19 protein-coding genes and 2 pseudogenes are annotated in these 20,235 nt (G+C 41.3%); 7 read left to right on the top strand and 14 right to left on the bottom strand.

Annotated elements, in window-relative coordinates; translation table 11 throughout:
• Positions 1 to 9: 9 nt before the first annotated feature.
• On the bottom strand, positions 10 to 1,704 hold the full coding sequence (locus tag ACZ5Q0_RS09055; RefSeq protein ID WP_446818352.1) for a YifB family Mg chelatase-like AAA ATPase: 1,695 nt from the start codon (positions 1,702 to 1,704) through the stop codon (positions 10 to 12).
• A gap of 1,139 nt (positions 1,705 to 2,843) precedes the next feature.
• On the opposite strand from ACZ5Q0_RS09055, the gene ACZ5Q0_RS09050 reads away from it, so the two are divergent.
• The 3 genes from ACZ5Q0_RS09050 (at position 2,844) to ACZ5Q0_RS09040 (ending at position 5,096) form a co-directional block, all read left to right on the top strand.
• The gene (locus tag ACZ5Q0_RS09050; protein WP_446818354.1) at positions 2,844 to 3,074 is read left to right on the top strand and encodes a hypothetical protein; all 231 of its coding nucleotides are present in this window, start codon (positions 2,844 to 2,846) and stop codon (positions 3,072 to 3,074) included.
• A gap of 400 nt (positions 3,075 to 3,474) precedes the next feature.
• A complete protein-coding gene (locus tag ACZ5Q0_RS09045) occupies positions 3,475 to 4,665 on the top strand; it encodes a thiolase family protein (RefSeq protein ID WP_446818356.1) in 1,191 nt (396 codons plus the stop codon).
• A 2-nt stretch (positions 4,666 to 4,667) separates the two neighbouring features.
• Positions 4,668 to 5,096 (top strand): Zn-ribbon domain-containing OB-fold protein, encoded by a 429-nt coding sequence (locus ACZ5Q0_RS09040; protein WP_446818357.1) that lies wholly within the window; start codon positions 4,668 to 4,670, stop codon positions 5,094 to 5,096.
• A 152-nt stretch (positions 5,097 to 5,248) separates the two neighbouring features.
• Here the strand turns inward: ACZ5Q0_RS09040 and ACZ5Q0_RS09035 are convergent, their stop codons facing one another.
• The 4 genes and pseudogenes from ACZ5Q0_RS09035 to rsmH all read right to left on the bottom strand — a co-directional run bounded on the left by ACZ5Q0_RS09035 (position 5,249) and on the right by rsmH (position 9,588).
• The gene (locus ACZ5Q0_RS09035) at positions 5,249 to 6,094 is read right to left on the bottom strand and encodes an IS3 family transposase (RefSeq protein ID WP_464827301.1); all 846 of its coding nucleotides are present in this window, start codon (positions 6,092 to 6,094) and stop codon (positions 5,249 to 5,251) included.
• Between the two features lie 41 nt (positions 6,095 to 6,135).
• Complete coding sequence (locus ACZ5Q0_RS09030; protein WP_446818359.1) at positions 6,136 to 6,819, bottom strand: transposase; 684 nt, start codon at positions 6,817 to 6,819, stop codon at positions 6,136 to 6,138.
• Positions 6,820 to 7,452: 633 nt separating this feature from the next.
• Positions 7,453 to 8,377 (bottom strand): annotated as a pseudogene (gene galE, locus ACZ5Q0_RS09025) (UDP-glucose 4-epimerase GalE); the annotation flags it as partial.
• 146 nt (positions 8,378 to 8,523) lie between these two features.
• Positions 8,524 to 9,588 carry a 16S rRNA (cytosine(1402)-N(4))-methyltransferase RsmH gene (gene rsmH, locus ACZ5Q0_RS09020; RefSeq protein ID WP_446818361.1) on the bottom strand — a complete coding sequence of 355 codons (1,065 nt, stop codon included), beginning with the start codon at positions 9,586 to 9,588 and terminating at the stop codon, positions 8,524 to 8,526.
• A gap of 606 nt (positions 9,589 to 10,194) precedes the next feature.
• Here rsmH and tnpA point away from each other — a divergent pair.
• From tnpA to ACZ5Q0_RS09000, 4 genes are all read left to right on the top strand, one after another.
• Positions 10,195 to 10,497 (top strand): IS66 family insertion sequence element accessory protein TnpA, encoded by a 303-nt coding sequence (gene tnpA / locus ACZ5Q0_RS09015; protein WP_464827111.1) that lies wholly within the window; start codon positions 10,195 to 10,197, stop codon positions 10,495 to 10,497.
• 47 nt (positions 10,498 to 10,544) lie between these two features.
• On the top strand, positions 10,545 to 10,847 hold the full coding sequence (gene tnpB, locus ACZ5Q0_RS09010) for an IS66 family insertion sequence element accessory protein TnpB (RefSeq protein WP_464827110.1): 303 nt from the start codon (positions 10,545 to 10,547) through the stop codon (positions 10,845 to 10,847).
• A gap of 71 nt (positions 10,848 to 10,918) precedes the next feature.
• Entirely contained in the window at positions 10,919 to 11,587 is a 669-nt protein-coding gene (locus tag ACZ5Q0_RS09005; protein WP_446820783.1) for an IS66 family transposase, read from the top strand.
• Position 11,588: 1 nt separating this feature from the next.
• Complete coding sequence (locus ACZ5Q0_RS09000; RefSeq protein WP_446818366.1) at positions 11,589 to 11,861, top strand: hypothetical protein; 273 nt, start codon at positions 11,589 to 11,591, stop codon at positions 11,859 to 11,861.
• Between the two features lie 419 nt (positions 11,862 to 12,280).
• Here ACZ5Q0_RS09000 and ACZ5Q0_RS08995 read toward each other — a convergent pair whose 3' ends face one another.
• The 9 genes and pseudogenes from ACZ5Q0_RS08995 to ACZ5Q0_RS08955 form a co-directional block, all read right to left on the bottom strand.
• Positions 12,281 to 13,771 carry a DUF262 domain-containing protein gene (locus ACZ5Q0_RS08995; protein WP_446818368.1) on the bottom strand — a complete coding sequence of 497 codons (1,491 nt, stop codon included), beginning with the start codon at positions 13,769 to 13,771 and terminating at the stop codon, positions 12,281 to 12,283.
• A gap of 209 nt (positions 13,772 to 13,980) precedes the next feature.
• Positions 13,981 to 14,634, bottom strand: a complete 654-nt coding sequence (locus ACZ5Q0_RS08990; RefSeq protein WP_446818370.1) for a hypothetical protein — start codon at positions 14,632 to 14,634, stop codon at positions 13,981 to 13,983.
• Between the two features lie 327 nt (positions 14,635 to 14,961).
• Complete coding sequence (locus ACZ5Q0_RS08985) at positions 14,962 to 15,123, bottom strand: hypothetical protein (protein WP_446818372.1); 162 nt, start codon at positions 15,121 to 15,123, stop codon at positions 14,962 to 14,964.
• A gap of 144 nt (positions 15,124 to 15,267) precedes the next feature.
• Positions 15,268 to 15,978, bottom strand: coding sequence for an ImmA/IrrE family metallo-endopeptidase (locus ACZ5Q0_RS08980; protein WP_446818374.1), 711 nt, complete (start codon positions 15,976 to 15,978; stop codon positions 15,268 to 15,270).
• Between the two features lie 292 nt (positions 15,979 to 16,270).
• The gene (gene istB, locus ACZ5Q0_RS08975; protein WP_446818376.1) at positions 16,271 to 17,014 is read right to left on the bottom strand and encodes an IS21-like element helper ATPase IstB; all 744 of its coding nucleotides are present in this window, start codon (positions 17,012 to 17,014) and stop codon (positions 16,271 to 16,273) included.
• Positions 17,007 to 18,563 (bottom strand): annotated as a pseudogene (gene istA, locus ACZ5Q0_RS08970) (IS21 family transposase). The gene istB and the pseudogene istA overlap by 8 nt, the downstream one beginning before the upstream one ends.
• Positions 18,564 to 18,705: 142 nt before the next feature.
• The gene (locus ACZ5Q0_RS08965) at positions 18,706 to 18,933 is read right to left on the bottom strand and encodes a hypothetical protein (RefSeq protein ID WP_446818377.1); all 228 of its coding nucleotides are present in this window, start codon (positions 18,931 to 18,933) and stop codon (positions 18,706 to 18,708) included.
• A gap of 22 nt (positions 18,934 to 18,955) precedes the next feature.
• Positions 18,956 to 19,342 carry a helix-turn-helix domain-containing protein gene (locus ACZ5Q0_RS08960; protein ID WP_446818378.1) on the bottom strand — a complete coding sequence of 129 codons (387 nt, stop codon included), beginning with the start codon at positions 19,340 to 19,342 and terminating at the stop codon, positions 18,956 to 18,958.
• 54 nt (positions 19,343 to 19,396) lie between these two features.
• Entirely contained in the window at positions 19,397 to 20,212 is an 816-nt protein-coding gene (locus ACZ5Q0_RS08955) for an ImmA/IrrE family metallo-endopeptidase (RefSeq protein ID WP_464827109.1), read from the bottom strand.
• Positions 20,213 to 20,235: the final 23 nt, after the last annotated feature.

The raw sequence follows: 20,235 nt of genomic DNA, 5'->3' as shown, positions 1-20,235 counted from the left end.
GCTTCCCTCCTAAATGACCATCATACCCGCCTTTTCCTTGTCCAGATCTCGGGCCATCAGGGCTAACGCCACATCCTTTTTGCGAATATTGGCTGCATCGTCCAAATCAGCAAACGTTCTTGCCACCTTTAGATATTTATAATACGTTCTGGCACTGTATTTGAATTGATCATGTGCGACCTGCAGCAAACGTTGGCTTTCTGCATCCAGCTCACAAAATTCCTTAATCAAGGCATGTCCCATCTGGGCATTGCAGTTGATCCCTGCAATCTTTTTAAACCTCTTCTTCTGAATACCCCTGGCAAATTCAACCCGTTCCCGAAGCTCTTTAGAACTCTTCCCCAAAGCGTACTCAGATAGATTTATAAAGTTGACCGGCTGAACATACTTTTGGATATCCATCCGATCCATTATAGGACCTGATAATCGTTGTCTGTATTTGATTACCTCATAATCGCTGCATCGGCATTTGTCACTTCCATAATAACCGCACGGGCAGGGATTCATGGCTGCCACCAGCATGAAGCTGGCCGGATAAGTGTTGCTGTATTTCACCCTGGAAATCGTAACCTCTTGATCTTCTATAGGCTGCCTTAACGCATCCAAAGTTTTCTTGCTGAACTCGGCAATTTCATCCAGAAACAATACCCCGTTATGGGCCAGGGATATTTCCCCAGGAGTGGCATTGTTCCCTCCGCCAATTAGGGCATTGGTTGAAGCATTATGATGAGGTGCACGAAACGGACGTTCCTTAATTAAATGTCCCTTTCCTTTCAGCATTCCTGCTACGCTGTAAATTTTCGTTGTTTCCAAAGCCTCTTGCTCTGTCATACTAGGAAGAATCGTAGGAATGCGTTTCGCAATCATGGATTTGCCGCAGCCCGGGGCACCAATCATCAACAAATTATGTCCCCCTGCCGCTGCCACAACGATATATTCAAGCATGGCCTCCTGGCCTTGAACTTCATTAAAATCCACCGGATAGGGATCTTCTGCCGGGGCATGAAAATTCATTTCCTGTTGAATAGTGTATTCTTTCTCCCCTTCCAGGAATTGAACTACTTCTTTTAAATAATCAAACCCAACCACATTCATCCCCTGCACCAGCAAAGCTTCATGAATGTTTTCCCTGGGTACAATAATATTTTTGATCCCGGCCTGCTTAGCCGCAATCACCATGGGAAGAACGCCGGTGCAGGATCGCAGCCGCGCATTCAAAGATAACTCGCCAAGATAAGTTGGTGTCAGGCACCGCCATGTTCTATCGCCACATGTTCTATGGTCACTGCTCCATTTGTAGTGCTTAATGTTTTGACATATTTTTGCCCGCACCGGATTATAATGAATATAGCGAAGCAACGAAAAGAGATATTTGTCATCAAGCACCAAGATCCCCTTGTATCTTCCCCCAAAAACATGATCTGATCGGTTATGCCTTTTGTTGTAGTCCTTACTGTAGCGATTATTGATGGTTTGCATGATTTTATTTAGAGGCTTGTCTTGCGTCTGTATGATTAGATGATAGTGGTTATCCATGATCACATACCCCATCAGGTTAAACCCGCCGTCTTCTTTGGCATATGCGATATATCTCAACAAAAATTCTTTATCTTCTCGTTCCTGAAAAATATAGTCCCGATTATTTCCCCGCTTAATGACGTGATAGATTGCTCCCTTAAACTCCACTCTCGGTTTCCTACCCATCACAGCCCCCGTTTGCATTAAAGCTGAATATGAATATGAATTCATATTATATTTTAGCAAATATGTTAATATTTCGCTATTAATGTCATAAAAAAACTGAACCATTTAATAAGTTCACATGAAAATACCCAGTAGTCCCGCTCAGAAGCAGGAACCCACAAAGATGTGGCTTAAAGTATTTTCATGTCTTTTCATGTCCGGTTGTCAGTTGATAAGAGGTTGATAAGTTGTGTCAGGCACTGTACCAATTCAATCAAAGCATAAGGAGAAAGTAATTCGCCTTCCTGACCCTCTTTTTGAGGAAGTACCAGATGATCTCCATATACCTATGAGCTGGATGCATACTAGCGTCAATCCCGGGGATAGTTTTTAAACATGCAATGTTAGATATCCCTAACCCTATCCATATATGTAAGCAGCGTTAAATTGTACGAATATTTAATAAGTTGATAAATTGGTGTCAGGCACCGTCATGTACCGTCATGTAACCGAAAATAGAAATAAGTGTCAGCTTCTTGGATAGATGTTCGAGAAACTGACACTTATTGTAACTTACCGTTGATGGTTAACGTTTCCTTAGATTTTATTCTAATAATCTGACACCACTTTTTTATTGCTAACAGTGTTATTGCCAATATATCGGCAATCTGCTAGCCATTAAAAATTGGCATGTTAATTGCAATTAAAGTTAACTAGATGAACTAGATGCAACAAACGATAGAAGAACGTTTGCAAAAAGACGCACTTAGAATTGGTGAAGTGCAGAAGGAAAAATGTGTGATGTTATATAACGACTAGCACTGTTATCAAATCTTACTACTAAAAATGATAACGGCTTTTAGTCCAACTTTAGAGAGATGGTCAAATTTTTACATTTTACACTTGGGCATTCATTATTTCTACATTTTTTATTAGCAGCAGTTACAGCCAATTAGATAGGAAAGGGAGGTATTCAAGGGCGTTATTTTATCAAATGTGTAGGTGCTCACGATCGAAGCAAAGGCATGCCGTTTGTTCAAAAGTCTGTTGCACGTATACAGCAAAGCAAGCAGAGGAACTTAAAAAAAGCTCATCCAGACGCAGACATTTATGTCACGTATATGGATATTAATCGAACAAAAGGCGGATTTGAACCATACGTGCATACAATGTGGCTGTTGTACCAGTCGTGGATCGATTACATGAATTACAGTCCTCGTCAAATGATTCAATTAATGAAGATGAATCAGCGGGATATTTTACTCGAAAAGCTAAACGTAGAAGTAGTCCATTTAATCGATGTATTATCTGAACCATCTGTTCTTGAGACCTTGAAGGAATTCAAACAAAATTCAGAGACCTTAAGGTTATTTGCTACTATGGATGTTTGACGGTTAGACCAAAATTCGAAACTGAAGCAGACGATTCGAAAAATTCACAAAGTATGGATAATCTTTTAAAGCTCTTAGGGATTAATTCAAGGGATTGGTCTCATAAAACATAGAGTGTTGTGGCGGAAGTCACTCGCTGGCGGGCCTAAACTTGCCACGATCAGAACGGATGAGGTCATAAGCAGGCAAAGGCTGCCGGAGCGGAAGCTATCGTTGTGGCGTGCACCTTGTGTCACTCAAATTTGGAATTCAGTTTACATGACCAAGGTACAAATATTCCATTGGTGTTTTTTATCCATTTGCTTAGTCTAGACTTAGGTTATTCTGAAAAGGAGGTTGGACTTCACAAAAGGATAAAACAATAAAACCTATAGTAAAATAAGCAAGGAGGACTCTATTTATGAGTACAGATTTAAGAAACAAGTATTCCATTGTAGGTGTAGGTTACACACCGCAGGGAAAAGTTCCTGGACGATCTGCAGCTAGTTTTTATCTCGAAGCGACCATGAACGCCATTAATGATGCGGGACTAAAAAAGGATGATATAGATGGTCTGATTTTATACCGCGATTTCCCGATTTTACCCGGTGACGCCTTTCATCATACAGGCAACGTAATAACCTACAGTCTTGGCATACGCCCGAAATTCTTAAGCCAGGAAGCTTACTGCTACCGGACCAATATCAATAAAGCAATAGGTGCTATCGAAAACGGAACATGTAAGTATGTTCTTATCGTATTTGCCGAGAGTGGCAGAACCGGTCACCGTACATGGACAGATGAAATTGACCTGTTCAGCAGCAAGCCCTATGATGAGTACGCAGCCTACGGAAACATTTCAGCTTTCACCAACTATGCCATGTTCGCTAGTCGTGCCATGCATGAACACGGAACAGGACCTGATTTATGGGCGGAGATAGCTGTCGCACACCGCAAATGGGCCAACCTGAATCCCAATGCTATTCACTACAGAAAGCCTTTGACAAAGGAAGACTACTTTGCAACACCGTTTCTTTCATGGCCGTTCCGGGCCCTGGATGCAACTGCATCAACAGACGGCGGCCGCGCAATTATCATCACCACCACAGAGCGGGCCAGAGAACTAAAGAATCCGCCTATCATGATCCGCGGATACGGCTCTGCCAATGATACCGCCAAGGGCTGGCAGCTTACCCCGGGCGATCCCGCGAGCAGCGCCGCTATTGCCGGAGCCCAAGCTTTTGAGATGGCCGGACTGAGCCCCAAAGATATAGGCGCAGCCCAGATATATGACTGCTACACCTACACGGTTGAGGCAACCCTGGGTGATTACGGATTCTTTGAGAAGAAAAAAGCCCGTGACTTCTTAACAGTTGAGAACATAGGACCCGGCGGGGCATTCCCGGTAAACACCGGCGGCGGGCTGCTTTCTGAAGGTTATTATATGGGAATGACTCCCATAGCCGAGGCCGTGATGCAGATGTCCGAGCGCTGTGGAGATCGTCAGTTAGGTGTCATACCTGGCACAAAACTTCCTGAATTCATGCTCGTCTCGGATAACGGCGGTTTCTATCAAAGCAACGAAACTCTTATTTTAGAAAGGGGAAAATAAGAATGACTCAAGTAATAAAAGTAAATCTGCCTTATGACCTCAGAACCAGCTCCGATAATGATGTATTTTATAAAACTGCTCATGAAGAACAGAAATTTATTCTGCCATACTGCAACAGCTGCGGACAGTACTTCTGGCCTGGCGCTATTATCTGCCAGCACTGCGGCAGCAAGGATGTTGAGTGGAAAGAGGCTTCGGGCCATGGCAAAATATATTCCCACGTGGAAGGGCGATTCGCTTTCCATCCCGACATCAAGGAATATCTTCCAATCGCCATATGCTCTGTGGTTCTGGACGAGGGACCGCGCGTTTTCGGCCGCCTTGTCAACTATGGCGAAATCGAAAAGGTTCCTTATGATGCCCCTGTGCATATCGTATGGCTTCAAGACGATGAAAGAGGATGCACAATCATGGGATGGGAAATGGATTAAATTTAGAGCATAGATAAAGTTAAACCTATCGAAAGGCGTGGACGCAAAGCTACAAAGAGAATCCCTGCAGGTTCTGAACTGCTCCCTGTCAAGTAGACAGACGAAAAAAAGAAAACCTTTTACCGGGCTCCGTCAATGACGGGGCTCAGTTTTTAGGCTGCATTTTCAAGCAACTGACGGTAGGTCATCGGAGGCAGTTTGTTCAGTCTCCTTTGCCGGCGTTCGTAGTTGTAGAAATATATGTAGCTTTCAATAGCCGCTACCAAGCTATCGTAATCCGGGAACTTACCAAGGTAGTACATCTCGCACTTAAGAGTACCCCAGAAACCTTCCATTGGGCCGTTGTCAATGCAGCGGCCGACACGCGACATGCTTTGTTTCATTCCGGCATTATTCAATCTGATCTTGAAATGCTTGCTTGTATATTGAAAACCTCGGTCACTATGAAACAGCGGGTGAGCATCGGGGTATTTAGAAACGGCCAAATCAAAGGTTTCAAACACGAGCTGGTTATTGTTGCTTCGTCCCATGGCGAAAGAGATAATGCTTCTGTCTTTGAGGTCAAGGATTGCGCTCAAATACAATTTTTCATTATTTCCGTACTTGAATTCTGTGACGTCGGTCAGCCATTTCTCGTTAAGCTTTTCTGCTGTGAAATCACGGTTCAAAATATTCTCCGCTGTAACTTCAGGAGTAGACCGCTGGTATTGCGGACGCTTTCTGCGGATGACGGCGTTCAAGTTAACCAGTCGGGTAAGACGATATATACGCTTGTAATTGTAACTGGTTTCGTATCTGGCGTTCAGTTCATCTGTCAGTCGCCGATATCCATATATTCCGTTGAATTCAGCGTAGAGATAACCAAGCTTGTGAAGAAGATCTTCGTTCTCATACTCGCGGGCACTCTTGCTGCGGTGGAGCCATTTGTAATAGGATGACCTGTTCAGGTCTAATATCCTGCAAATGTCCTTTACTGGGTATGCTTTATTTTCGTGCAGTTCCTTTACGGTCAGGTAAAGCTTTTCCTGCCGGACCCCGCTCAGCCCCGCCTCCTCTCGATCTCCTGGAGTTTTTTTAACACGGCAATCTCCATTTCTTTATGCTCGTTCTCGGCTTTAAGCATCCTGTTCTCTGCCCGAAGACGCTCAACTTCGGTCATTTCATCCAACGGTTTGCGCTTCCCGCGCTTGTCGATTAGGCCGTCTACGCCCTTTTTCTCATATTTGCATACCCAGCTATATATTTGCTGGTAGGATACCCCATACTTCTCGATTGCTGCACCATAGTCCTTACCATTGGCTATACAGTAGCCGACAATTTCTATCCGCTCCTCCAACGTGGTTAATCGTCCTTTGGTCATATAAATACCTCTCCCTCGGCCCCCGGTGGCCCGAATATCTTTATGACCATTATAATCCGTTATCCAATCCTGGAGTTGCCTTTTGCTACGAATGCTATACCTCTTACATATTTCCAATAAGCTTGCTTCACCCCGTAGGTACGCCTCTACCGCTGCGGTTTTCAGTTCCACGCTGTATCTGGTGTTTGTCTGCTGGGCTGCTAACCCAGACGGGCCCATGGCCTCATAATTGACTATCCATTGACGCAAAGTGGATGGATCTATCCCATATTTGCGCGCTATACTATCCTGACTTCCTTCTCCTTGCTTGTACTTCTCGACGGCTTCAACTTTCTTGCCCCAATCGATCCTACTTCTACCCATAAAAAAACTCCCCTTTGTGTAGTCCTGAATTTTTGTTTTTTCAGGTGTCTACTCAAAGGGGAGCATATCATTCCCTGCGGGGATTCTTTATGTGCGCCCGGCATGGGCGCAGTCTAACGGGTGATAATTTGGTGTCAGGCACCACCATGTTTTTTAAGCCAGGTATCAATTATTGGTTTTACTGGATCAAGTTTAGACGGTCGGCCTCTCTTGGGCTTCTTGTTTTAAATTAAAATCAGCTTCTTCAGCGTATTTCTTTACGGTTCTTAAAATCATACCCGGTATCTTTGGCGATACTTCTAAGGGATTTTCCTTTATGGAAGCTCTGGTATTTGATATGATATCTTTGCATCATCGTTAGCATCCTTTCTTTACTACTCCTTACTACTCCTTTTGCTGTCACAAAAAGAGTAGTATTTTTTCAGGGTACTGGCGATGATTTTTTCCATTTTACTGCTGTATTTTTAACTTGCCATTCGCTCTATTTTTATTTTGCCACAGACACACCAATCACGAGGATAGTTTTTAAACATGCAATGTTAGATATCTCAAACCCTATTCATATGTAAGCAGCGTTGAATTGTACGAATATTCAATAAGTTGATAAGTTGGTGTCAGGCACCACCATGTTCAGCCCAGTTCTCTTTCGGCTTTACTTGCATTAGCATAACACTCAGCAATATCTCCCGGTCTGCGGTCCATAATATCATAAGGTACTTTGAGACCGTTTGCTTCCTCAAAAGCCTTCAATAACTGTAGTACACTCGTACCCTTTCCGGTACCCAGATTGTATATGTGTACACCTGCTGTCAGCTTGTACAGGGCAGCGACATGTCCTTCAGCCAAATCCACTACATGAATATAATCTCTGACACCTGTCCCATCCACCGTGGGATAGTCATTACCGAAAACCCTTAGTTTCTCCAGTTTGCCTTTTGTCACTTGGGTGATATAGGGCATAAGATTGTTAGGAATGCCTGTTGGGGCTTCACCGATCAAGCCACTCTCATGGGCTCCTACTGGATTAAAGTAACGCAAGAAAGCCACCGACCAATCAGGATTTGCTTTAGCAAAATCGGTAAGAATTCGCTCACTCATGGCTTTGGTTTCGCCATAAGGGTTGGTGGTTGGTAGAAGTGGCATGGTCTCTATAAACGGAACCTCATTTTCACCATAAACCGTTGCCGATGAACTAAACACAAATCGCTTTACTCCATATTTCTGACAGGCTCGGCAAAGAATCATGGTACTAACAGTGTTGTTATAATAATAGGCCAGTGGTTTTTCAACTGATTCGCCAACCGCCTTTAGTCCTGCAAAATGGATAATCCCATCTATATTGTGATTTGCAAAAATGGTGTCCACCGCTTTTGCATCGGTAACATCGATCTGATAGAAAGTAATTTTTTTATTGGTAATCTGTTCAACTCGCTCTATAGTCTCAGCTTTACTGTTGCAAAGGTTATCTAGTAACAATAACACTATGGCCTGCCTCCAGCAAAGCTACACAGGTATGTGAGCCTATATATCCGGTACCGCCGGTGACTAGTATATTCATAGTACATCATCAACCTTTCAATAAATCGCGGGGACAGATACCTTGAAGCCATCTATTACAATCATCGTCTAAATTGTCATAATATTCAACAATTTGATAACTTGGTGTCAGGCACCGGGGGTTTTCAATAATTTGATAACTTGGTGTCAGGCACCGGGGGTTTTTGCTTTTATTGCCCAACGCAATTTGGCAGAACGAGCACGACTATTGCTATTACGTTCTTCCAATGATGGTTGAATAGGACCGGGAGCAATTTCACGATAGACGCCTTCACGGAAAAAACGTTGAAAAGATTTTTTGACGAGACGATCTTCACCTGAATGAAATGAGAGGATAGCAACGCGCCCACCTTCAGCAAGGGCAACAGGAAGTTTTTGTAAAAATTCATATAACACTTCAAATTCATTATTGACATCAATTCGCAATGCTTGAAAGCATCGTTGACAGGATTTTTTAATCTCATCTTTTCTTTCATTTTTCGGAATAAAGTTCAGCGCATCAGTGATAATTTGTCGGAGCATCGTTGTTGTTGATATGTCTATTCCTTTTCTATTTGCTGCAATAATGGCGCGAGCGATTACTGCGGCGTTAGGCTCGTCCGAGTTTTCTATCAACATACCTTCTAATTCATCTTGGAAAATCGTTTTCAAACGAGCTGCGGCAGATAAACCTCTTTTAGGATTCAGCCGTAAGTCTAATGGTCCTTCACTCCTAAATGAAAATCCTCTTTCAGGATTGTCTATTTGCATTGAAGAGACACCCAAATCTGCCAACACAAAATTCAATGGCCCCGATTCTAAAACAATTTTATCTATATCACAAAAATTCATATGCTTGATCGTTAAAATTTCAGATCCATAACCTAAGCTCTCTAAACGCTCCTGGGTGTTCGCTAATTCAATAGGATCTACATCCATTGTATACAAGTGTCCCTGTGAATTTAAACATTTAAGCATCTCTAAAGTATGTCCACCATAACCTAGGGTTGCATCTAATCCAGTTTGTCCAGGAGTAATTTGTAAGAATTCCAATATTTCTTTAACGCAAACTGAACGATGCATACCAGCGGGAGTACTACCCTTTTGAATCACTTTTGCAACAGTATCGGCATATTTTTCCGGTTGCAGTTCCTTATATTTTTCGTTAAAAGCTCTAGGGTGAGTGCCTTTATATCGAGGACGTCGCTGATGTTTTTGCTCTTGATTATCCATTGCATAACGAAAGGAATTTAGCGTTTGTAAATTCGAAATTTAAAATTGATGTTGTACAAATCATTTGGCTCATTCTTTCTCCCTCCTTTGTATTATCCAATGTCTTTATTTTTAGATATATAGATGCGGTGGATTACTTTTATTTTAACCTATGCAGGCCGCAAGCAAAAGAATCAAAGAATTGAAATAAAAGGCTGGCAAGTAATAAAAGAGACCCTTTGGCAAGACACTAACATAAGGAGACACAGCATATGATAAGAACCGTGAAGATTTTCTCCATTCTCTTAACCTTATCCTGTTCTTCCTCGTATTTTGGGGAATACATAAAGGCATAGTCTTTTCTCCATCGTTATGGTTATTCTATATAATGATTATTACGCTGTCAGAACAACATCGATACGCGTTTGAGCATCACCTGTACGTAAGCGTCAAAGATACCATCACATAGAATAGCATCACAAAAGGTAGTACAATCACAATGAAATAAGGTTGAAAAAGTTGAAAGGGTTTAAAAACTTGAAAAAGTTAGCAAAGTTTTTCAACCAAAAACGGAGTGATTGTATGAATATACAAAAAGTTACATCGGATTACCGGCTATCGCAATGGATGCATGTGATACAGGAAAGGCAGTTCAGCGGGCAAAGCATTAAGGACTTCTGTCGGGAGAAAGGAATAAGCAGTAACGCATACTTTTACTGGCAGAGGAAGTTACGAAAGGCTGCATGTGCAGAGCTTACAAATCCAGAAGAGCCCGTTAACTATGTTCCAGAAGGATGGATGCAACTTGCCCAAGGTCAAGAAATAAAATCAACGTTGGATATTGAAGTCGGCGGTTGTCGTGTCACCGTGGATGAAAGTACTGATCCGGAACTATTAAAAAAAGTCTGCCGCATATTAAAGGTACTGTAATGAGATGGAGCGAAAAACCCGTATACATATGCTGCGGACATACAGATATGAGGAAATCTATCAACGGGCTCATGGCACCGGTTAAAGACAGCTTTTCCCTTGATCCGTTTTCAGAGGCGCTATTTGTCTTTTGCAACCGGAATCGGGATAGGATAAAAATCCTGGAATGGGACGGCGATGGATTCTGGCTGTATTTCAAGCGCCTGGAGCGTGGGCATTTTCGCTGGCCGGCAAGAGGAGATGCCGTCACTATGGTACTTGATGCCAAGGAATTATCATACTTAATAGAAGGTGCGAAACTAGAGAAAAAGCTTAAACGGGAAGAAGTTCTCGAGTGGCAAATCTCCTAAAACATTTATCTCACAAAAGCGCCCAAAACCGCTTTAAATCTAGCTTTTAAGCAGTTTTTCTGGTATAATCTATTTATGGAAACACAAGAAATTTCAGCAGAAAAACTGCTTGCCTGGCACATCTGCGTCGGAAGTTTTTCGATGCCTTTAAAACCCTGCCCGAGGAGAAACGACCGGAATCCAATGCGGCAAAGGGAATTGCATACTTAGACAAACTGTTCCATTTTGAAAAACAGTTTGCTCCGCTTACCCCAGATAACCGCCTTAAGGATCGCAAACGCCTATCAAGGCCTTTGTTTGATGAATTTTACAATTGGCTTGAGGGCCTTGCTGCCTTGCCTAATACTCTTCTTGGTAAAGCGGTGCATTATGCAAAGTCCCAGAGGAAATATCTTGAGAGGTATCTGTCTGATGGGCGTCTTGAAATTTCAAATAACCGTGCGGAACGCAGTATTAAACCATTTGTAATCGGCCGCAAGAACTGGCTTTTTGCTAACACGCCAAACGGCGCCAGGGCCAGTGCCATTTATTACAGCCTGATTGTGAGCGCAAGAGAAAATGGCCTAAATCCATTTGAATATTTAACATGGATTTTTACAAATGCCCCTAATTTGGGAAAAGCAGGTTACACAGCCTCAGTTAAAGACTTCCTGCCCGGTAGTGCAGCTATACCAGAAAAGGTATTTACCCCGCAGCCGGGTGATACAAATCTGAAAAAGTTCGCGTGGGAGGAAGACTGATATGGGAAAGAATATTGATTATATGATGGAACTGGTAAATGAATATCTGTCAGGTAAAACTCCCCGGTATATATTCGAACTAGACTTTCAGACCGAGATCTTAGCTCGTTACAAGAAAATGGTGCGGGAAGATAGGGACTATGCCGAATATTTTTATGATATGCTTTCGGAATATGGCGTGGATGCGGGCGATGGTTTATCGGATGCACAATTTAAACAGCTGATCCGAAGACAGTACAAAAAAGTAAAAAGTGTTGCCGATGATGTCTTCTGATGATATTGACGTTTAGTAGGTACTAGCCTGTTTGACGCTTACACCTGTACGCACGATAGCATCACTTTGTTTTTTGGAAGCGATTCGCACGTGAGCATCGCTAGCTGTAGAATTATTTTGAGTGATTATTTCGCGCTTAGCGTACCACCAATACGCAACATGATACCGGCGATTAAGGCAATGGTACCACTGCCTTAATCGCAGCAATTCGCATATAGATACCATCAATTCACGCATGGATACCACCCGGCTGTACAATGATTTTGAGGACAACTCCTCAATCATTACAGGAAGGAGGCCATGCTAATGGCCAAGAAAATTCAGGTGAAACAAATCTTAGAACTTCGTGCAGCGGGGCTTTCGCAGAACAATATTGCGAAAAGCCGTCACATGTCCAAAAGTTCGGTCAGCGATGTGTTTCAACTCGTATGTAACCAAGATTCTTGTATTCTTTCCCAATCCGTCCCTAGTTCCCGTTTCCATTCTTCGGAGAGGTTTGGGTTTTGTGGCATAATGTGCTCTATCGTATATTGATCAATTTCCACTCTTTCTTTACGATTATAGTTTTCCAGTTTTCTAAGCCAGTAACTGCGGCGCGGAATATTATACAAATCTCTTGTTCGGAACTCCTTAATAAATTCTCCGTCATTTGGAAATCTCCGATATGAAGGTAGTAACATGAATTGGGCCATAACACTTTCAAGATAGTTGTTTTTATCTACAGACTTCATAAAAGTAGCAAAGGTTTTGTTAAGAGAATTCGTAGGAATAGAACAAATTGCTCTTCTAAAGACGTATGCTTCGATAAAGCGAACAATTTTTATAAAATCATCTTTATGAAGAAGGCCTTGCTCGTAGTCATCATAAAGCTCTAAAAGCAACGGATAAACTACCTCAACTTTCAATTCCCTAACATCATTGAAAACTTCCCTTAATTCCTTATCATTTTCGTGATTTAAAGCCATTGCGCAGTAATACTTTGAAAACCTTCTTATATCTTCAACAATCTCTGATATATCTACTCCTTTGGAGGCCATAACTTGTGTAAAGTTTTTAAATGCCTCGTATACTTCATGTAATCGAGGAATATTGCCGGTTTTCACAGTAAGATAATGTCTCATAAAACTATCAAAATCAGCTGTGTAAGCTTCCTGACCAAAGTCCCTCTCCATTGGTCGCCAGTAATTATCATATAGTTGGGTTTGCTTTTTGATTTCCAGACCCATTAATATGTAATTTCTTATTAAATCGGCTTGAGTTAATTCTTTACCGGTAGAGTTCATGCTCTCAAATATCAATTGTGGATTATCCTGATCTCGGCTAAGTGCAATATCAACTATTATCAGTTTGGCTATTCCTTTACATATTGCTTTTAAATCGCCTGCGTAGTTATCGAGCCACTCATTAAAAAGCTTGTAATTTTTAATAATTCTTATTGAAGCATCTTTAGGGATCTCTTTATTATCAATCACTGCAATCAAAGACTCCTTGTCCGTCTTTGATAAGATTAATTTATAATGCCTCTCCCCATCTTCTTCTGGATTTGATAAATAATAGTTTCTGAGCTTTCTAGGAGAAAAACCTTCAATTATTTCCTGCTTCCCTTGAGGCAAATCATCCAATCGATTTGCTAATGCTGCAAGTAAGAGAGATAAGGTAGTCAACCGTTGTTGCCCATCAATAACAAGTAAGGGCGATTGACTTGTTACCTGGTATATCCCTTTTTCTATATATACAATAGAACCAACAAAGTGTGCTTTTATTTCATCGTTTTCTCCAGTCCTAATAATGTCATCCCAAAACTGACGACACTCTCTATCAGTCCATGAATATGCCCATTGATATATTGGAATAACAAACTGTGGCGATTTCTTTATAAATTCCAATAATTTTGCTTCTGTTGCTTTCATTTTGTTTTGTTGCCTCCTAGATTATTCTCTAGTTGCCCATAGATTGGATAAATAATTAATTCATCTTGGGTGCTGCATTTAACATCATAAGTCCTGGCAGCCAGTCTCCGATGTCCTCTTTCTCGGTAAACCTCCAATTCCGGCGGTACCAATTCCCGGAGAGTTGATGACATATTACCTTCAATTTTATCCTGCGGTTCAATCCTTATTTACTTTGTAATAGAGCAGAGCAAATTTCCAAATTCATTTGTTGAAATATAACGAACGGTGTGTGAGTTTTGGCTACTACCAATGCTCAGCGATTTAGTAGCTGAATGAAGAAGTCCTACAGAAATTAATCGATCAGCTTGATAACCCAAACATTGGGTCGTATCAGTTATTTCTTTACTAAAAACCTTATATAATAAATGTATATCCGTAATAAAAAGCCGTGTAATAACATCAGATAGCTCACAGAATTTTTCCCAGTTAATTACTTCTTCTATATATGCCCTAAACACTTTCGCCAGTAATTGTGACTTCTTAATTTCTACATTACTATTTAGAATAATTAATACACGTCCCAACTCTTCTTCAGCTTTCTTAGGGTTTTTATTAAGAGCATTCCTATATTTACGTAGTTTTTCTTCACTTATGTATCTGTCATTAAATGCTTTGATGAAGTTCAACGTTTGTTTTAACAAGTTACGATCGTGAATGTTTTGTGCCGTTTTTCCAATCCCGACCAATAAACTCACTATTGGGATGTTCTTGAGGATGCCATCATCTATCAATGAATCAATACCTATTTCAGCTAATTCAATCGAAGAACTAAATGCCGGTTCTAGGAGTGAAACTTCAAATGTAGGTATTATTTTATCCATAAAACTCTATCTCCTTATATAACATTACCCGTAGGCAAAATTTAGTAGAGCCTGTTTTTCCAATTTGGGGGACTTTCTTGCCCCTCTTTTTTAGTAAGTACCGGATCTCCATATACCGATGAGCTGGATGCATACTAGCACCAATCCCGGGGATAGTTTTTAAACATGCAACGTTAGATATCTCTAACCCTATCCATATGTAAGCAACGTTAAATTGTACGAATATTCATTAAGTTGATAAGTTGGTGTCAGGCACCGCCATGCTGTGGTCATCCGGCTATTTGGTAGTTCACTCGACTCCGTTGCTCGGTATGGATTACACTTTGCTTATAATGCCTTGGCCTTTATTCGATTGTTGGTAAAAACTATGTCAATAATGTTTTTGCACTTGGGGCACTTAATCAGAAGTTCTCCGTCCTTGCCCGATACCAGGTCCATTAATCTCTTATTAGAACATACTGGACATTTGATTTTTATTGCTATAGTCATCACCTCCCCTACTGTCCGTCTTGTCAGCGTGCCTGCGAACACTATGGTTAAAAAAATTGTTTTTTTGTAGGGTTGTATTGGCATACACGCATCTTTGCGAACAGTGGTGTCTAAAATAACAGCACGAGAAAACTCCTGCTGTAACTATACTAACTGAATATCTAAAGTGTTTAATCTTATTTCTACCGCCTGCTTTGATACCTGAAACGTCGAGGCCAAATCATCAACGATAAATTCTTTGATAAGCCCTGGATTAAACCCTTTCCACATGAATCCATTAATTTTTTCTCCTACTTTATAGCCTGATTTAAGCTCTTCAGCCTTCTGTTTAAACATTTCTGCAGGCATCAGGATTGCTGCGGCTAAGTTGTCAGCTTGCCATTCTAACCAGTCTTCCGCCGTTTTTGGTCTATAGACTTTTGCAATCGGGCAGCGACAGGCCTTTGCTAAAGTTTTATCCTTATAAGAAAGAGCCATAAATCTGAGTTGGTGTTTGTCCCAGTGAACCATTTCATGGGTGATGGTAAACCGTTCTCTACCCCTGTTTGTTTCCGAAAGATTACTTTCAACAAGTAGCGTTCCTCTCTTGTAAGCTCTTCTTATATACTGATCTGTATCTTGGTCATAAAGTTCTACTGGCCCGTCAGAGAATATCATCATGCCTAAAGTATCTAAGTCTTGGTCGATATTCACATAGTCAATTTCCAGGTCCATTTTCAGTTCTGCGATATCTTCAACCGGAACCGGCAAGGGTTCTTCCAGAGCTTCAGGACAATACTTCTGTAAAAACTGTGATGCTTCTTTATCCATATCCTTTTTTCTAATAATCGGCACCAGGTCTTTGTTTAAATGCATTAGCATTCCCCCCCCTCACTTGTTATAGGCTTCAATTCCATCGACTGTAAAATTTTTCAGCTCAGCGTTTTTAAGTATCGCACTGCAGCTTAACTTAAACCACTGGCATACTGATTCTAATATGGTTTCTCGATAGGCGTAATCTCCTATTTCAATGTCACAGCTAACCAGTGAGTAATATTTTGAGGTAGAACCAGTAGTGTACTAAATCAGAACCACCTTGTTCATCTTAGAGAACCACTCTGGTCTTTCTCAGAGCCGCCGTCAAAAGACGGCAGCTCCAAGTATTGTTTTATTCTTTTAGACCATGACGTTCCCTCATTGATATTTCACCATCAATAAGAATAGTATAGGAATCATGAACTATACGATCCAAAATGGCATCGGCTAAAGTATCTTCACCTATTTTCTCGTGCCATCCCCTGGGATCAAACTGCGAGCAAAAAATAGTCGATCCAGTTTGATGTCTGGCTTCCACAATTTCCAGAACATCCATGGCTTGTGGTTCTCGTAAAGGCCTTAATAACCATTCATCCAGAATCAGGAGGCTTACTTTTTTGTACTGCTTCATGACTTTTTGATAAACCCCTTCACCTCGTGCAACAGCTAATTCATTGAGCAAATCTGGAAGACGAACATATTTAACAGTATAATAATTTCTACAGGCGGCTATACCGAAAGCACACCCCATATAGGTTTTTCCGTTTCCAGCAGCACCCATAATGATAATGTTATGCTTTTCCTGTATGTAGTTACAGGTAGCCAGGCGTAAGAGCTGGGTTTTGTCCAATTTCCTGTCCGGGTGGTATTCAATATCTTCCATACATGCCTCGGGAAAACGGAATTGCGCTTGTTTGATTAAACGGGCAAGCTTATTTGTTTTTCTTCTTGACCATTCAATGTCTACCATTAGCCCTAAGCGTTCCTCAAAGGATAGTTCCTGATATTTGGAATCAGATAGCTGGTCTCTATAGGAATCTGCCATTGCCGTCAGTCGCATTTCATTGAGTTTTGTTATCGTGCTTTGGTTAATCATGCTTCTTACCTCCAAAATAGTCAGCACCACGGGTAAAGCCGAAGTTTTCTGCTGTATTTTTCTTTGAAGTAGCTATTGGGTTTGTTCCTTCTGTCAGTTTGTCTTATCCGGTTTTCAAGATAGTCTGGATGCTCTTTAAATTCGGACAAGGCGTATAGGATAATGCCTTCCTACAGGCGGATTCTACTCTGTTTACAGAATATTTGTCCGCCAGTTTCATTAGTGACATACAGGAACGATATCCTTGCTGTTCTACTTTATGTGAAGATAAGATAGCTTGCATGGCAGCCTCTGTGTTAGGACCAACAGTTCTAGCCCAGTCCATGAAGCGCTCGCCGTTCCATGATAGATACTGTTTATGGTTGTCTGGCATATGTTCCGGTAATATTACGGGATCGTTTCCTTCCCCATAAATACGGACATGAGATGCTATACGGTGGTTATGATAAAAAACCTCAATGACTTTACTTGTTACACGAATATCCACCTCATGTTTGATGTATTCATATGGAACCGAATACTTGTTTTTATCAACATGTATGAGATAATCATACTGTACAATAGCTTTTTTCCAGGTAGCTAACTCGTATGGGGAAGCGGGTAGGGGTAAAAGCAAAGCCTTCTCTTCTTCAAGGAACGCACTCTTCCTGCTTCCCGGTTTCTTTTGAAATGGTTTTTCATTAAACTCGTCTAGTTTGATAAAGATGGCCTCATTCAATTCCCTTAATGAAAAAAACTGCTGGTTCCTTAGGGAAGCAATGATCCAGGTGGTGATGATCCCAACTGTCCCCTCTACGACACTTTTATCTTTCGGGTGTTTCACCCGGGTTGGGATAACAGCAGTACCATAGTGTTCTGCCATCTCGTTATAGGTTCGGTTAATAGTAGGCGTAGGTCCTGAAACTCGATCAACTCCTGTCTTAAGGTTGTCGGGTACAAGGATTCTAGTAACGCCACCAAAGTACTGATAAGCATGGATATGGGCTGTAATCCAGCTCTCCATATCCATTGATAAAAATGCCTCCACATATGCAAACTGGCTGCACGGAAGTGCTGCAACAAATACATAAGCCGGAATAATTTCGCTGGTAATATTGTTAATGATGGATGCAGTTTTTCCTGCCCAATCCACCTCCATAATTTCACCGGGTTTACGTTGGATACGCATGGTAGCTTTTGTTGTACTTGCGTAGCGTCGATAATATCTGCAAAACTGACTGTACATAAGTGGGATCTCACCGCTTAAATGGCACTCCTCACAATATTCATTCCATAGAAGGGTAAGTGTTACGCCACTCTTAGCCATTTCCTTATGAATACGCTCACAATCCGGCATCTTCCGGCTAGAAGAAACACATTTTTCAGGAAATAGAAGCTGATGTAACTCGCCATCTGTTCGGTCTGAAGGTAGCGGCCACGAAATACCACGTTGTTCTGCCCGTTCCAGGACGGCAGTAATGGTATTACGTGAACAATGACAGCTAGTGGCTATGCCTCTTTTGCTCATACCCTGGCTACTAAGCCTAAGGATTTCACGATACTGGGTCATAATATCGACCTCCCGTATAAGATTTACACTGATAAACAGTGCATATCCTTACTATACAGGTGTGGTTTTCGCTATGACCATAATGGTTCTATTTTAAGACCACAGTGGTTCTAACACAGTACACTGATGGGTCTATTGAAAGCTAATTTGCAACCAGTATGTCGAAGCTGATTTCTTCTGCATCTTGTTTGATATCAAGGATTCTTAAAAGCTCAATGTTGTCGAGGCTAGCTTCCAAAACTTCATTAACGACATTTGCTCTCAAGGCCAGATCATATTGGTCATAGTTATCCGTTACCTCATTTTGCAGGGATTCGAATATGTTTTGATAAAAGTGTTCCTCAATCATGCTTTTAAATATCTCATTCATACGCACCCCTCCCTTGTCCTTTTTACTCTTCTTCGTCTAAAGCTTTTATAAACTCTTTCCACGCTTTATCAGTAGTTTCACTTGTCCCTTCAATTTCATCCTTTTTACGGGCTTTTCGAAGGGCTATTCTGGCCAGATCACTATCTTTAATATAATCGGGTAAATCCATAGGAATTTCATCCCTATCCTCTGAGGCAAGGTCAATCATTATTTCTTTTTCTTCCTGGGATAGTCCCAGCAGTTTAGCTATTTCTTTTATCTTGCTTAAGTTAGGTGGATTTCTCCTCCCTTTTTCGATGTCACTCCAGTAAGCTGGAGAAAAATCTAGCAGCTCTGCCATCTTTCTTAAGCTGATCTCCTTATCTTTTCTTTTTGCGGCCACAAATGCTCCAAACTTATTTGCAATCATAATCTTCACCTCCTTCTAATGCTACAGTTACCTTATCCCAGCATTCTTAACTCTTCAACATTTCAAATTCAAGGAATATTGTCTCTCCTGATGGTCTATGATCAATCTCAAATTTCTCAGCCTTATTTTTGCTGCAGTCACCGACACTTCAAAGGTATCAGCCAGCTCATAGCCCAATACATCTGCCCACAAATCCTTTTCAAAATCGGTACCTATCTGGTAATATCCATCATCGATCCCAGCAGATTTTAATTCTCCTTCGACTAGTTTGCTAAATGCTTTTTTAGGCATTAGCAAAGCTGAGGCCATATAGTCCGCTTGCCATTCCATCCAGTCATCATCAGTCACTAATCGTTTTTTACCAACACACTCGATATCCGTAGTGCGACATTTAATAACTGGTTGCTTTTCCTCTTCCAAGTCATCGAAAAGCGAAATCTGGTTCTTATTTACCACATAGATTTGCCGGTGCAAAAGCCAATGAGAGGCTTCATGACCAAGTGTGAACCGCCCTCGTCTTAGCTGATCATCTTCCAAAAGGCTATTATCAATAAGAATCGTACCTTCATCCACAGGTATTTTCTTTGCCCTGTCATTTTCAGGGTCATAAACGGGGATATAGCAATTATTGAAAACCGTCATGCCTAGTATGGATCGGTCATGAGTTAGATCTTGATAATCCATCTCCAGTGAGGCATAACATTCTGAAAAGTGTTCCACATCTAGCACACCAGGATTATCAAGAAGTTTTGGATTATAGTCCTGCAATACAGCCTCAGCAATATATTCAATCTCATCTTTCGAGAGAATCGGAACGCCATTTTTCTTCGTTCTAAAATCAACTTGAATCATTTTATTACCCCCTCTCACAACTGCGTGTATGCTTCTATGCG

This window comes from Syntrophomonas erecta subsp. sporosyntropha (assembly GCF_055395365.1).
The sequence above is the reverse complement of the archived record's forward strand: the minus strand, read 5'-3'. Positions and strand labels throughout refer to the sequence as shown.

Excerpts from the sequence above, each read along its gene's own strand:
- rsmH (WP_446818361.1), bottom strand. The coding sequence starts at position 9,588 with ATGGATAATCAAGAGCAAAAACATCAGCGACGTCCTCGATATAAAGGC.
- ACZ5Q0_RS09040 (WP_446818357.1), top strand. The coding sequence starts at position 4,668 with ATGACTCAAGTAATAAAAGTAAATCTGCCTTATGACCTCAGAACCAGC.
- tnpB (WP_464827110.1), top strand. The coding sequence starts at position 10,545 with ATGAGGAAATCTATCAACGGGCTCATGGCACCGGTTAAAGACAGCTTT.
- ACZ5Q0_RS09045 (WP_446818356.1), top strand. The coding sequence starts at position 3,475 with ATGAGTACAGATTTAAGAAACAAGTATTCCATTGTAGGTGTAGGTTAC.
- ACZ5Q0_RS09030 (WP_446818359.1), bottom strand. The coding sequence starts at position 6,819 with ATGGGTAGAAGTAGGATCGATTGGGGCAAGAAAGTTGAAGCCGTCGAG.
- ACZ5Q0_RS08980 (WP_446818374.1), bottom strand. The coding sequence starts at position 15,978 with ATGCATTTAAACAAAGACCTGGTGCCGATTATTAGAAAAAAGGATATG.
- istB (WP_446818376.1), bottom strand. The coding sequence starts at position 17,014 with ATGATTAACCAAAGCACGATAACAAAACTCAATGAAATGCGACTGACG.
- ACZ5Q0_RS08960 (WP_446818378.1), bottom strand. The coding sequence starts at position 19,342 with ATGATTGCAAATAAGTTTGGAGCATTTGTGGCCGCAAAAAGAAAAGAT.
- ACZ5Q0_RS08985 (WP_446818372.1), bottom strand. The coding sequence starts at position 15,123 with ATGACTATAGCAATAAAAATCAAATGTCCAGTATGTTCTAATAAGAGA.
- ACZ5Q0_RS09000 (WP_446818366.1), top strand. The coding sequence starts at position 11,589 with ATGGGAAAGAATATTGATTATATGATGGAACTGGTAAATGAATATCTG.
- ACZ5Q0_RS08995 (WP_446818368.1), bottom strand. The coding sequence starts at position 13,771 with ATGAAAGCAACAGAAGCAAAATTATTGGAATTTATAAAGAAATCGCCA.
- ACZ5Q0_RS09055 (WP_446818352.1), bottom strand. The coding sequence starts at position 1,704 with ATGGGTAGGAAACCGAGAGTGGAGTTTAAGGGAGCAATCTATCACGTC.
- tnpA (WP_464827111.1), top strand. The coding sequence starts at position 10,195 with ATGCATGTGATACAGGAAAGGCAGTTCAGCGGGCAAAGCATTAAGGAC.
- ACZ5Q0_RS08965 (WP_446818377.1), bottom strand. The coding sequence starts at position 18,933 with ATGAATGAGATATTTAAAAGCATGATTGAGGAACACTTTTATCAAAAC.
- ACZ5Q0_RS08990 (WP_446818370.1), bottom strand. The coding sequence starts at position 14,634 with ATGGATAAAATAATACCTACATTTGAAGTTTCACTCCTAGAACCGGCA.